11 protein-coding genes are annotated in these 12,388 nt (G+C 68.9%); 6 read left to right on the top strand and 5 right to left on the bottom strand.

All coding sequences use genetic code 11. The annotated features are described in order from the left end of the window. Positions 1–36 precede the first annotated feature (36 nt). Positions 37–465 carry a phage holin family protein gene (locus CyaNS01_RS00405; protein ID WP_186697978.1) on the bottom strand — a complete coding sequence of 143 codons (429 nt, stop codon included), beginning with the start codon at positions 463–465 and terminating at the stop codon, positions 37–39. Positions 466–554: 89 nt separating this feature from the next. After that, complete coding sequence (locus tag CyaNS01_RS00400; protein WP_186697976.1) at positions 555–1,349, bottom strand: DUF561 domain-containing protein; 795 nt, start codon at positions 1,347–1,349, stop codon at positions 555–557. Positions 1,350–1,404: 55 nt separating this feature from the next. On the opposite strand from CyaNS01_RS00400, the gene tilS reads away from it, so the two are divergent. Both tilS and CyaNS01_RS00390 read left to right on the top strand, forming a co-directional pair. Next, complete coding sequence (gene tilS / locus CyaNS01_RS00395; protein WP_186697974.1) at positions 1,405–2,493, top strand: tRNA lysidine(34) synthetase TilS; 1,089 nt, start codon at positions 1,405–1,407, stop codon at positions 2,491–2,493. Then, the gene (locus CyaNS01_RS00390) at positions 2,477–3,109 is read left to right on the top strand and encodes a hypothetical protein (RefSeq protein ID WP_186697973.1); all 633 of its coding nucleotides are present in this window, start codon (positions 2,477–2,479) and stop codon (positions 3,107–3,109) included. Before tilS ends, CyaNS01_RS00390 begins: the two co-directional genes overlap by 17 nt. A gap of 13 nt (positions 3,110–3,122) precedes the next feature. Here CyaNS01_RS00390 and CyaNS01_RS00385 read toward each other — a convergent pair whose 3' ends face one another. The 3 genes from CyaNS01_RS00385 to CyaNS01_RS00375 form a co-directional block, all read right to left on the bottom strand. Next, the gene (locus CyaNS01_RS00385; protein ID WP_186697971.1) at positions 3,123–5,165 is read right to left on the bottom strand and encodes a ribonuclease J; all 2,043 of its coding nucleotides are present in this window, start codon (positions 5,163–5,165) and stop codon (positions 3,123–3,125) included. 75 nt (positions 5,166–5,240) lie between these two features. After that, a complete protein-coding gene (dapA, locus tag CyaNS01_RS00380; protein ID WP_186697969.1) occupies positions 5,241–6,158 on the bottom strand; it encodes a 4-hydroxy-tetrahydrodipicolinate synthase in 918 nt (305 codons plus the stop codon). After that, a complete protein-coding gene (locus CyaNS01_RS00375; protein ID WP_225875965.1) occupies positions 6,155–7,216 on the bottom strand; it encodes an aspartate-semialdehyde dehydrogenase in 1,062 nt (353 codons plus the stop codon). Before CyaNS01_RS00375 ends, dapA begins: the two co-directional genes overlap by 4 nt. A 590-nt stretch (positions 7,217–7,806) precedes the next feature. On the opposite strand from CyaNS01_RS00375, the gene tig reads away from it, so the two are divergent. The 4 genes from tig to CyaNS01_RS00355 all read left to right on the top strand — a co-directional run bounded on the left by tig (position 7,807) and on the right by CyaNS01_RS00355 (position 12,374). Next, entirely contained in the window at positions 7,807–9,216 is a 1,410-nt protein-coding gene (tig, locus tag CyaNS01_RS00370) for a trigger factor (RefSeq protein WP_186697965.1), read from the top strand. 152 nt (positions 9,217–9,368) lie between these two features. Continuing rightward, positions 9,369–10,016 (top strand): ATP-dependent Clp endopeptidase proteolytic subunit ClpP, encoded by a 648-nt coding sequence (gene clpP / locus CyaNS01_RS00365; protein ID WP_186699991.1) that lies wholly within the window; start codon positions 9,369–9,371, stop codon positions 10,014–10,016. Positions 10,017–10,303: 287 nt separating this feature from the next. Continuing rightward, on the top strand, positions 10,304–11,662 hold the full coding sequence (gene clpX / locus CyaNS01_RS00360) for an ATP-dependent protease ATP-binding subunit ClpX (protein ID WP_186697964.1): 1,359 nt from the start codon (positions 10,304–10,306) through the stop codon (positions 11,660–11,662). A gap of 7 nt (positions 11,663–11,669) precedes the next feature. Next, on the top strand, positions 11,670–12,374 hold the full coding sequence (locus CyaNS01_RS00355; protein ID WP_186697962.1) for a lecithin retinol acyltransferase family protein: 705 nt from the start codon (positions 11,670–11,672) through the stop codon (positions 12,372–12,374). The last annotated feature ends 14 nt before the right edge of the window (positions 12,375–12,388 follow it).

Below are 12,388 nucleotides of genomic sequence, written 5' to 3'. Positions count from 1 at the left end.
CGAAATGGCCGTCCCGAAGGCCCGCAGGGGCGCGGATCAGCCCGCAGCCACCTGGCTCATCAGCGCCGAGACCCGGGTGAAGTCCACATCGAGGCCGAGCATGCGCAGGATCACCGCCGACAGCACCGCGTAGACCACCGCCCCGAGCACGGCGCTCAGCAGCCCCTGGCGCAGCCGGAAGCCCTGGATCAGCCAGGCCGCCAGGCCGAACAGAATCACGGTGATCAGCCAGTTGAACAGCAGACTCACCGGACTGATCACCCCGCCGAGGCTGGTGACGGCCCAGAAGGGCCCCAGCAGCAGCTTGAGCGGCCAGATCAACAGGGTGCCGAGCAGGCCGATCACAACAGCGGCGAGCAGGGCGATCGGGAAGCTCTCGATCTCAACACCCAGGGGAAGCCAGGCGACGATCAGCAGCACCAGAGCACGGATCGGCCACTGCAGCAGCCAGACGAGGGAGCCCATGACAGTTCAGGTGGAACCTTCGAAACGTAGGCCTGGGAACGCCCACTGGCACTCTGTTGTGACTGAGGGTTGCTGAGCCAGGCCTCCGTTCAGAGCGTCGCCGCCACCGGACGGGGTAGGGCCGTCCGCAGCTCCCGCACCACCGCCGCCATGGCCCAGGGCTCCTGCAGCCTGTTCACAGCGGAGCCCACACCAACGCCAGCGGCGCCGGCCGCCACGGCGAGGGGCAGGGTCACGGCCGAGAGGCCCGAGGCACAGAGCACCGGCACGGCAGGGGCTTCGGGGCCGGCGGCAGCGGCCAGGGCCCGGCTGATCGCATGGGTGGCCGCCAGGGTGGGGGCCGCCTTTTCGATCAGGCCCAGAACGCCAGGGCTGAAGGGCCGGGCGCTGGTGCCGCCCTCGGTCTGGATCAGGTCGGCACCGGCCGCCACCAGGTCGAGAGCCAGCTGCTCCTGCTGATCCAGGGGCAGAACATGCGGCACCGTGACCGACAGCACCACCTCGGGCAGCAGCTCGCGGGTGCGGCGGGTGATCGCCAGCACCTCGTCGGCCTCGAAGCGGCGACCGAGGGGATAGAAGGCGTCGTAGTTGCCGATCTCCACCATCGCCGCGCCGGCGGCCACAGCGGCTGGGAACAGCTCGGGGTCCACCGCCGACACGCAGATCGGCAGGCCGGACGCCGCTGCAGCCCGTCGCACCAGGGCCGGGTCACAGGCCACGTCGATCAGGTCGGCACCCCCTTCCCCAGCCGCCTGGCTGATGCGCTCCACCGCGGCGGCATCGAAGTTGGTGAGGCCGGCGATCACCTTGATCAGGCGACACTCCGCCAGGGCGCTCCGCAACGGGGCAGGCAGCTGGGCAAGACGGGAGGAGCCGGACGACATCGCAGGAACAGCTGCACAGTGGGGTCATTCTCCCACCTGAGCCCCCGTTGTCAGGGTGTCCGATCCCCAGCCCCAGCCCAGCGCCGCGGCCGACTGGAGCGCCGATCACCTGCGGCTGCACCGTCACCTGCGGCGCCACCCGGCCCTGCTGCCCGATGGCGACACCCTGCTGCTGGCTGTTTCCGGCGGCCAGGACTCCATGGCCCTGGTGGCGCTGCTCACCGCCCTGCGGCGGCTGCACGGCTGGCGGCTGCACCTCTGGCACGGCGATCACGGCTGGCGGCCCGAATCAGGCCGAACGGCGCAGCAGCTGGCGGCCTGGGCCGCCGGGCAGGGCCTGCCGCTGCTGGGGGAGCGCTGGCAGCCCGAGCCAGGAGAGCCTGCCGCAAGCGGCGGCGCTGGCGCCATCCCCAGCGAGGCTGCGGGTCGGGCCTGGCGCTACGGGCGGCTGGCGATCGGCGCCGCAGCGCTCGGGGCCAGCCGGGTGGTGACGGGCCACACCGCCAGCGATCGGGCCGAGACGCTGCTGTTCAACCTGGCCCGGGGGAGCCACCGCCGGGGGCTGGCCAGCCTGCGCGGCCTGAGGGCCCTGGAGGGTGAGCTGCAGCTGGCCCGGCCGCTGCTGCCGTTCAGCCGGGCCGACACCGGCCGGCTCTGCCGGCAGCTGCAGCTGCCGGTGTGGCCTGACCCCAGCAACAACGACCGGCGCTACAGCCGCAACCGGCTGCGGCAGGAGGTGCTGCCGGTGCTGGAGGCCCTGCATCCCGGCGCCGCCCGGCGCCTGGCCGCCCTGGCCGAGCAACTCGCCGCCGATGACGACGCCCAGGGGGAACTGCTCTCCCTGGCGCTGGCCGCTCTGGGGGCCAGGGACAGCAACGGCGCCGAAAGCGATCAGCAGCTGCCGCTTGCCCCCCTGCGCGCCCTGCAGCGCGCCAACCAGGGCGCCCTGCTGCAGCACTGGCTCAGCCACCACCTGGGGGAGCGGCTCAGCCGCCGCAGCCTCGAAACGCTGCTCGATCGGCTGGCCCCGGGGACTGTGGCAGGCACCCTGCAGCTGTCCGCCGGGTGGCGTCTGCACTGGGAAAGCAGCACACTGGTTCTCACCAGAGCCGAAGCAGCCGAGATCCATGGCCCGGAACCATGACTCCCATGCGCAGCGCTATGCCGCGATCGAGCATGTGTACAGCGAACGCGAGTGGTCCGAGGTTGAGTCCCAGGGAGAAGCACTGCTGGTGGATCTCCCAGACGATCCCACCGACCCGCTGCGCCTGCGGGTGATCCTCCTGCTGGCCCACACCCGGCTGTATGGCCTGGGGGATGTGGCCACGGCCAAGGGGTACTACCGCGCCCTGCTGCGCCAGTGCAGCGATGCCAGCTTGCGCCAGATCGCCGAGCAGGGCCTGGAGGACTCCGAGGTGGTGGCCCGCCAGCAGGGGCGTGACCACCAGCACACCGCGGAGCAGGCAGCGATGCCCTGGCTGGAGCAGCTGGATGGGGACCCGGGTTCAGGGCCTCAGGCCGGAGAGAACCCACTCCGGCCTGAGCCGATTGCCGTGGAGGTGATTGAGGAACCCGAGCAGATCGAGGTGGCCCAGGCGGATCCCGAGCGGCAGCAGGTGGTGGAGGTGCAGGAGGTGAAACGGCTGCAACCGGCCGGCAGCATGCTGGAGGCCCTGCGCCGTCAGGATGAGCCCAAGGGCTTCAGCCCCGAGGAGATCAAGGAGCTCTCCCGGGGCCTGCTGCATGTGAGGCTGGGCTGAGGCCCAGCCGAACTCAGCCCGCGGCGGCCGCCGAGCGGCGGCGGCGGGTGCGGCCTGCGATCTCGGGCTCGGGAGCGGCCGCAGCCGGCACGACCGCTGCCGGGGCCGCCTTGACCGCGGCTTTGACGACAGGAGTGGCCGCTGAGGTCGCCACCGGGGCCGCCGAGGCGGCGGCTGAGGCCGCTCCCACCGGAGCCCCGTCCCGCCGGGGGGTGCGATCCAGCGAGCGGCTGTCACGGCCGCCAGCGCGGCCGCGGGGTGCCGGCCGGGAATCGGGCTCGGCATCGGCCCGCCCCTGGTAGGCCGGGGTGCCGGCCGGAGCCGGCTGCACCAGGCAGAGGATCAGGGGCTCCACCTGGAGTTCGCGGCGCAGGCGGCGCTGCAGCCCCAGCTCCACCTCCCGTTGCACGCCCACCCAATCCACATCCGGGGCCTTGCCACCGGTGTTGCGGCTCAGCTGGCTCCAGCGGTTCTCCAGCACCCAGGAGATTTCGCGTTCGGCCCAGAGGCTGAGCTTGCGGGCATCGGCCGTGGTGACCACGCCCCGCAGGTTCACCCGCGGCGGCGCCGCCATCACGCCATCGGTGCTGATCACCGCCAGCAGGGTGATCACACCGTCTTCGGCCAGCTGTTGGCGCTCCTTGAGCACCCGGGAGTCGACGATGCCATTGCGGGAGGCATCGAGCAGCTCGATGCCGGCCTTCACGGGCTCACCCCGGCGGATCGAATCGGGGGTGAGTTCCACCACATCGCCGTTGTCGATGATGAGGGTGTTTTCGGGCGGAATGCCCATCGACATGCCGGTCTTGGAGTGGGCCACGAGCATGCGGTGCTCGCCGTGCACGGGCACGAAGAACTTGGGCTTGGCCAGGGCCAGCATCAGCTTGTGGTCTTCCTGGAAACCATGGCCGGAAACGTGAATGCCTTCGCCTTTGCCATAGACAACCTTGGCCCCAAGCATCATCAGGCGGTCGATGGTGTTCACCACGGAGATGGTGTTGCCCGGGATCGGGCTGGCCGAGAAGATGATGGTGTCTGAGGGCTTCACCTGCACCTGGGGGTGCTCGCCCCTGGAGATGCGGCTGAGGGCAGCGAGGGGCTCGCCCTGGCTGCCGGTCATCAGCAGCAGGGTTTCCCGATCCGGCAGATCACGGATCTGCTTGATCGGCACGAACAGATCATCGGGGGCGCGCATGTAGCCGAGTTCGCGGGCCTTGGCGATCACATTCAGCATGGAGCGGCCCAGCAGGCCCACCTTGCGGCCATTCTTCATGGCCAGCTCCAGGATCATCGACACCCGGTGGATCGAGCTGGCGAAGGTGGTGATGATCACCCGGCCATCGGCCTTGGCGATGTGCTGGTCGAGCTTCGGGAACACCGAGCGCTCGGGAGGACAGAAGCCAGGCACCTCGGCGTTGGTGGAGTCACTGAACAGGCAGAGCACCCCCTTGTCGCCGTAGTGGGCCAGGCGGGCCATGTCGAAGTGCTCGCCGTCCACGGGGGTGTGGTCGAACTTGAAGTCACCGGTGAAGATCACCGTGCCCACCGGGGTGGTGATGGCCAGCGTGAAGCTGTCTGCCATCGAGTGGGTGTTGCGGATGAACTCCACGGAGAAGTGCTGGCCCACCTTCACCACATCGCGAGGGCCGACGGTCTTGAGGATGGTGCGATCCATCACACCGGCTTCCTCCATCTTGCCGGTGAGCATCGACAGCGCCAGGCGCGGCCCATGGATCACCGGGATCGTGAAGTTCTTGAGGTGGTGGGCAATGCCACCGATGTGGTCTTCGTGACCGTGGGTCACGATCATGCCGCGGATGCGCTTCTGATTTTCCTTCAGATAGCTGGTGTCGGGCATCACCACGTTGACGCCGTGCATGCCATCACTGGGGAAGGCCAGACCGGCATCCACCATCATCAGCTCATCGCCGTACTCGAACACGCAGGTGTTCTTGCCGATCTCATGGAGGCCACCGAGGGGAATCACCCGCAGGGCCGGTTGCTTGCCGTTGGATCCGTTCTGGGAGGAACTATGACGAACCTGGGAATTTGACATGTAAGAAAACTCGAAGAGTCAGAGGTTGAAACTGGAAGGTTGCTGATTGCAGATCAGCCATTCAGCCTTGGCGTCTCAGGTAGGACGCAGGGCAGCCAGGGTTTCGCAGAGGCGTTGTTTCACGTCGTCGTTCGCGGGGAGAAGGGGAAGTCTTGGGTCGCCCACCGGCCAGCCGCTGAGGGCCAGGGCAGCTTTCACGGGCACCGGGTTGGTGGTGCAGAACAGGGCCCGGCACAGGGGCAGCAGCTGTTCATGCAGGGCCAGGGCCAGGGGCAGATCACCGTCGAGGAAGGCCTGCACCATGCGGCTGATGCGCGGGCCCTCCAGGTGACTGGCCACGCTCACCACACCCACGGCCCCCACCGCCAGCATCGGCAGGGTGAGGGCGTCGTCGCCGGAGTAGATCGCCAGGCGGTCGCCGCAGGCCAGGCGCAGGGCGCTGACCTCGTCGGTGGTGCCGCTCGCCGCCTTGAAGGCCACCACATTGGGCAGATCGAGCAGTCGGGCCACGGTGGCGGGCTCGAGGCTGGTGGCGGTGCGGCCGGGGATGTTGTAGAGCATCAGCGGCAGGCTCGGAGCCGCCTGGGCGATCGCCCGGAAATGGGCCTCCAGGCCGTCCTGGGGGGGCTTGTTGTAGTAGGGCACCACCACCAGGGCGCCGTCGGCACCGAGGGCTGCGGCCTCGCGGGTGGCCTCCACCGCCTCGGCGGTGCAGTTGCTGCCGCTGCCCGCGATCAGGCGGGCCCGTCCCGCCACGGCGTCTTTCACAGCGGCGAACAGGGCGTGCTGCTCCTGCCAGCTGAGGGTGGGCGATTCGCCCGTGGTGCCGCACAGCACCAGCGCATCAGAGCCGTGGGCCACCAGGTGATCAGCGAGCCGGGCCGCCTGGGCCAAATCCACCTGGCCGTCGGGCTGAAACGGCGTGACCATCGCCGTGGCCACCCGTCCGAAGGGGGCGTGCAGCCAGGGCTGCTGCTGGGCGGCAACGCTCAAACCCCACCTCCTTGAGCCAGCGTCGGCGGCCCCTCCTGGGGCGGCACCGGGCCCTGGAGCAGCAGCTCGGCGATCTGAACCGCGTTGAGGGCGGCGCCCTTGCGGATCTGATCACCGCACAGCCACAGCTCCAGGGTGTTGGGATCGCTGAGGTCCTGGCGGATGCGCCCCACGGCCACCGGATCGCGACCGGTCACGTCGGTGGGCATCGGAAAGCGGTTGGCCTCGAAGTTCTCGATCAGCTCAACCCCCGCAGCCTGGGCCAGCAGGGCCCGGGCCTCCGCCACGGGGAAGGGCTCGGCAAAACAGATGTTCACCGCCTCGGAGTGGGCCCGCAGCACCGGCACCCGCACGCAGGTGGCCGAGAGCCGCAGCTCAGGCAGCTCCATGATCTTGCGGGTTTCGTTGAGCATCTTGAGCTCCTCCTCGCAGTAGCCGTTGGGCTGCAGGGGGGAGTTGTGCAGGAACAGGTTGAAGGCGAGGGAATGGGGCAGCACGGTGCTCACCGGCTCGCCGCCGTCCAGCACCGTGCGGCTGAGCTGGCGCAGCTCCTCCATGGCCCGGGCGCCGGCGCCGCTGGCGGACTGGTAGGTGCTCACCACCACCCGCTGGATGGGGCGCCGGGCCTGCAGAGGCGCCAGGGCCAGGGTGAGCAGGATCGTGGTGCAGTTGGGATTGGCAATGATGCCGCGGTGGCCGAAGGCGGCGGCGGGGTTCACCTCGGGCACCACCAGGGGCACGTCCGGATCCAGCCGGAAGGCGCTGGAGTTGTCGATCACCAGGGCGCCGGCGCCGGCGGCCACGGGCGCCCACTGGCGCGACGTGGAGCCGCCCGCCGAAGCGAGCACCAGATCCACCCCCGAGAACACCGCCTCGTTGACGCTCTGAATGGTGAGGGTTTCCCCCTGCCAGGCGAGGGGCTGGCCAGCGGAGCGGGGCGAGGCCAGGGGGATCAGCTCGGCCACCGGGAAGTGGCGTTCGGCCAGCAGCTGCAGCAGCTCCTGCCCCACGGCCCCGGTGGCCCCGAGGATGGCCACCCGCAGGGGGCGATCCGGCAGCGTCGCAACCCAGGGGCTGACCTGGGGGCTGGCCGCAGCGGCAGACGTGGTGGTGGCCGTGGTGGGCTGAGCTGTGGTCAAGGGCGGTAGGGGCCTGGGAGAGATGGAGGGGATGCAGCCTCGGCTCGGAACCTGAAAGGGCGGCCCGCTCGAGCTGCAGAACCCTGGCTAAGGCCTGGGAAACGGGAACGCGGCAAGCGGCGACTCATCGCAGCAGGGGCGTTGCGACAGGGGCGTTGCAACAGGGTGGGCGATCGAGGGGTTCCGAAGACCGGTGAAGAGACGGGGGCCAACGGTGAACGGTTGAGGGAGAGGAAAGGTGAGCGTGGTGGCGAAGGGCTGGTTGGAAAACTTGGGGAAGGGCTCGACCGGCAAACGATCTCAGGCTCTCGGATCAATAAGGCCTGGATCTGCAGGGCCTGGGCGGAGTCTGCCGTGGTTGCTCGGAACTGACAGGCGAATCACAGCGCAGCTGTGATGCATGGGCCAGGGAGACCACCACGGGGATCTCACGTCTTGATGCTGCAAACACTACCGGAAACAGTGCCTGCAAGCCACTTTCTTAGGATAGGGGGCTGCATCGAGCTGCCATGAGTCCTGCTGCCGCCTCTTCCGCCCCCACCAGCCCCGCCAAGGGCGACACCTTCAGCGTGACCGCCACGCCACGTCCGGGCAGCCGCATGGCCCTCGAGGTGGCGATTCCAGGCGAGCGCTGCAAGGCCAGCTACGAGACGGCGGTGGAGAAGCTCAGCCGCAGCATCAAGCTGCCGGGATTCCGCAAGGGCAAGGTGCCCCGGGCGGTGCTGCTGCAGCAGATCGGCCCCCTGCGGGTGAAGGCCACCGCCCTGGAGGATCTGGTCGATGCCGCCTTCCGCGACGCCCTGGCCCTGGAGGAGCTGTCTCCGCTGAGCCGTCCGGAGCTGAACGAGGCCTTCGAGCTGGTGCTGGAGAGGTTCCAGCCTGGAGAAGCGCTCAGCTTCACGCTGGAGCTCGACGTGGAACCCACCCCGAAGCTGAACAACACCCGCGGCCTCAAGGCCGAGGCCGAGGCGATCAGCTACGACCCGGCCAGGGTCGATGAACTGATCGAGCAGTCGCGCAAGCAGCTGGCCACCCTCGTGCCGGTGGAGGGCCGCAGCGCCGAGAGCGGCGACGTGGCCGTGCTCAGCTTCAGCGGCGTGTTTGTCGACAGTGGCGAAGCGATCACCGGCGGCAGCAGCGATGCCACCGAGGTGGAACTGGAGGAGGGTCGCATGATCCCCGGCTTCGTGGAGGGTGTGATCGGCATGGCCGTGGGCGACGCGCGCACGGTGGAGTGCCAGTTCCCCGAGAGCTACCCCCAGGAGGAGGCCGCCGGTCGCCAGGCCCGCTTCGAGATCGACCTCAAGGACCTCAAGACCCGGGAGCTGCCCGCCCTCGACGACGCCTTTGCCAAGCAGGCCAGCGACAAGCAGACCATGGCCGAGCTGCGGGCCGATCTGGAGCAGCGCCTCCGGGACGACGCCGCAAGCCGGGCCAGGACAGCCCGCCACGAGGCCCTGCTGGGCGCCCTGGTGGAGGAGCTGGAGGTGGAGCTGCCGGAATCTTTGCTGCAGCAGGAGATCCGCAACCTGATCGAGCAGACCGCCGGCCAGATCGCCCAGCAGGGCATGGACGTGAAAAAACTGTTCACCCCTGAGCTGGTGCGCAGCCTGGTGGACAGCTCCCGGCCTGAGGCGGAACAGCGCCTGCGTCGCAACCTGGCACTCCAGGCCCTCGCCACTGCCGAGGCGATCAAGGTGGACGACGCCGAGCTGGACGCCAAGGTGAAGGAAGTGCGCCAGGGGCTCGAGAACCAGAGCAACATCGATGCCGATCGGCTGCGCCAGGTGGTGGGCGACGACCTTCTGCGCGACAAGCTGCTCGACTGGCTCGAGAGCCACAGCACGATCACCGAGGGCGCTACCGCCGGCGATGAGGCTGCTGCTGCCGAGGAGGCGGCTCCGACCAGCGAAGACTGAGCGGTGCGGGGGCTGTCCTGCCCCTGGCTGCGGCAATCCACCCAGCGAGCACCGATCCCATCCCCATAGATTGCCGGTACCAGACCTTGCCGCGCGTGATCGACGCCCACTCCCCCTCTGCCCTGCGGACCCACCCGATCCAGAACCTCTGGATGGGAGGGCGGCCCGAGGCCACCATCGGGGCGCCCGCCGCCGCCCCCGGGGTGCTGCCCACCGTGGTCGAGCAGTCGGGCAAGGGCGACCGGGCCTTCGACATCTATTCGCGCCTGTTGCGCGAGCGGATCATCTTTCTGGGCACGGGCATCGACGATGCCGTGGCCGACGCCCTGGTGGCCCAGCTGCTCTTCCTGGAGGCCGAGGACCCCGAGAAGGACATTCAGATCTACATCAACTCACCGGGCGGCTCGGTGACGGCCGGGCTGGCGATCTACGACACCATGCAGCAGGTGGCTCCGGATGTGGTCACCATCTGCTACGGCCTGGCGGCCTCGATGGGGGCCTTCCTGCTCACGGGGGGCAGCAAGGGCAAGCGCCTGGCCCTGCCCAGCGCCCGGATCATGATTCACCAGCCCCTCGGCGGCGCCCAGGGCCAGGCGGTGGACATCGAGATCCAGGCCAAGGAGATCCTCTACCTCAAGGACACCCTCAATGGCCTGATGGCGGAGCACACCGGCCAGCCCCTTGAGAAGATCACCGAGGACACGGACCGCGACTACTTCCTTTCCCCCGCGGAGGCGGTTGAATACGGCCTGATCGACCGGGTGGTGACCGAAACCACTTCACCCCAAGGGCCCTCATGACCCCCCTGGCGAGCCAGCTCGATCCATGGGATCTTTTAGGCCCTTGGCCCTGAAGCCGATCTGCTGGCCATGGTTCCCCCGCCGGGTGGACAGCTGGCCCTCCACCGCTCGGCTCGGGTGCCGCTCAGAGGCCTCCTCGCTGAAGCGTCCTGTCTGGCCCCCCGTCTGAACCTTTCTGTCCGATCCTTAAGGAAAGTGTCCTGAACCGGTTCCAGGGTCAATGCTGACCCGGGGACCACTCCTCTCCCGCCCCCCGACCCGGACGTTCCGTCCTGCCGCTCCTGCCGATGGCCAAGTTCGACGCCCATCTCAAGTGCTCGTTCTGCGGCAAGTCCCAGGAGCAGGTGCGCAAGCTCATCGCCGGGCCGGGGGTCTACATCTGCGACGAGTGCATCGATCTCTGCAACGAGATCCTCGATGAGGAGCTGGTGGACAGCCACGGCTCGGCGGGCGGCCGCCATGCCCCCGAACCCACTCGCGCCAAGAGTTCGGCCAAGAAGCCGTCCAGACCGGCTCCCACCCTGGCGGAAGTGCCCAAACCCCAGGAGATCAAGGAGTTCCTCGATGGCCAGGTGGTGGGTCAGGAAGAGGCCAAGAAATCGCTTTCCGTGGCGGTCTACAACCACTACAAGCGCCTGGCCTGGCAGGGCGACGGCAAGGGCGAGACCGACCAGACCGCCACCCGGCTGCACAAGAGCAACATCCTGCTGATCGGCCCCACCGGCTGCGGCAAGACGCTGCTGGCCCAGACCCTGGCCGAAATCCTGGATGTGCCCTTCGCCGTGGTCGATGCCACCACCCTCACCGAAGCCGGTTACGTGGGGGAAGACGTGGAGAACATCCTGCTGCGGCTGCTGCAGAAGGCCGACATGGATGTGGAACTGGCCCAGCGGGGCATCATCTACATCGATGAGATCGACAAGATCGCCCGCAAGAGCGAGAACCCCTCGATCACCCGGGATGTGTCCGGCGAAGGGGTGCAGCAGGCCCTGCTGAAGATGCTGGAGGGCACCACCGCCAACGTGCCGCCCCAGGGGGGCCGCAAACATCCCTATCAGGACTGCATTCAAATCGACACCAGCCAGATCCTGTTCATCTGCGGCGGCGCCTTCGTGGGCCTCGACGACGTGGTGCAGAAACGGATGGGCCGCAATGCCATCGGCTTCATCAACCCCGACGGCAGCAGCCGCCCCCGCAGCGTCAAGGAGCGCCAGGCGGCCAGTGTGCTGCGGCACATGGAGCCCGACGACCTGGTGAAGTACGGCCTCATCCCTGAGTTCATCGGCCGCCTGCCGGTGAGCGCCGTGCTCGAACCGCTCGATACCCGCGCCCTGGAATCGATCCTCACCGAGCCCCGGGATGCCCTGGTGAAGCAGTTCCAGACGCTGCTCAGCATGGACGAGGTGCAGCTGCACTTCGAGCCCGGCGCCATCGCGGCGATCGCCGCCGAGGCCCACCGCCGCAAGACCGGGGCCCGGGCCCTGCGCGGCATCCTCGAAGAGCTGATGCTGGAGCTGATGTACGACCTGCCCTCCCGCAGCAACGTCAAGGACTTCACCGTGACCCGCGAGCTGGTGGAGCAGCGCAGCCAGGCCAAGGTGGTTCCCCTGGGCGCCAGCCACGAGGGCGCCCAGGCCAGCGCCTGAACCCTGCGTGGCCGCCGCCGATCACCTGCAGGTGCCGCGCCAGCACGGCCTGTTCAACCACCACGGCATCGACCTGGGCGACGGCACGGTGGCCCACTACCTGGAGGGCCGCGAGATCCTGCGCAGCGCCAGCGACGACTTCAGCCTCGGCCAACCGCTGAGCGTGGTGCCCTATCCCGAGGGCAGTTGCTCCCCGGATGGGGTCTGCCTCAGACGGGCCATGGGCCGCCTCGGGGAGCAGAACTACAACCTGCTGTTCAACAACTGCGAGCACTTCGCCCACTGGTGCAAGACCGGCCGGCATCGCAGCTCCCAGGTGGAGGGCTGGCTGCACACCGGCACCCTGGGGGCGCTGGCCCTGGGGCAGGTGATGCCGGCAGCGGTGCTCGCCGGCGCCCGCCTGCTGCTGCGGCAGGGTGCCCGCCTCGAAGGCCTGAATCTGGAATCGCTGAATCTGGATCCGGGTCAGCTGGACAAGGGCCTGGAGCTGGCCCGGCAGACCATCGCCCAGCTGGAGGGCCTGCGCCAGAAGCTGCAGGGTCGGCTGGATGAGGAACTCGCCAAGGCCGAGGCCCGCTGGGGCCAGGGCCAGTTCGAGGCCCTGCGGCGCACGGCCCAGGGCCTGGCCGACCAGCTGGCCGAGGTGGAAGACATGGAGGCCGCGCTCGAATCCCGGCTGCATGGGCTGCTGGAGCCCGGGGACGACCAGTAGCCTCGACACTTCGC

Source organism: Cyanobium sp. NS01 (assembly GCF_014280235.1).
Taxonomy (GTDB): Bacteria; Cyanobacteriota; Cyanobacteriia; order PCC-6307; family Cyanobiaceae; genus NIES-981.
Note: the sequence above shows the minus strand (reverse complement) of the source record. Positions and strands in the feature narration are given on the sequence as shown.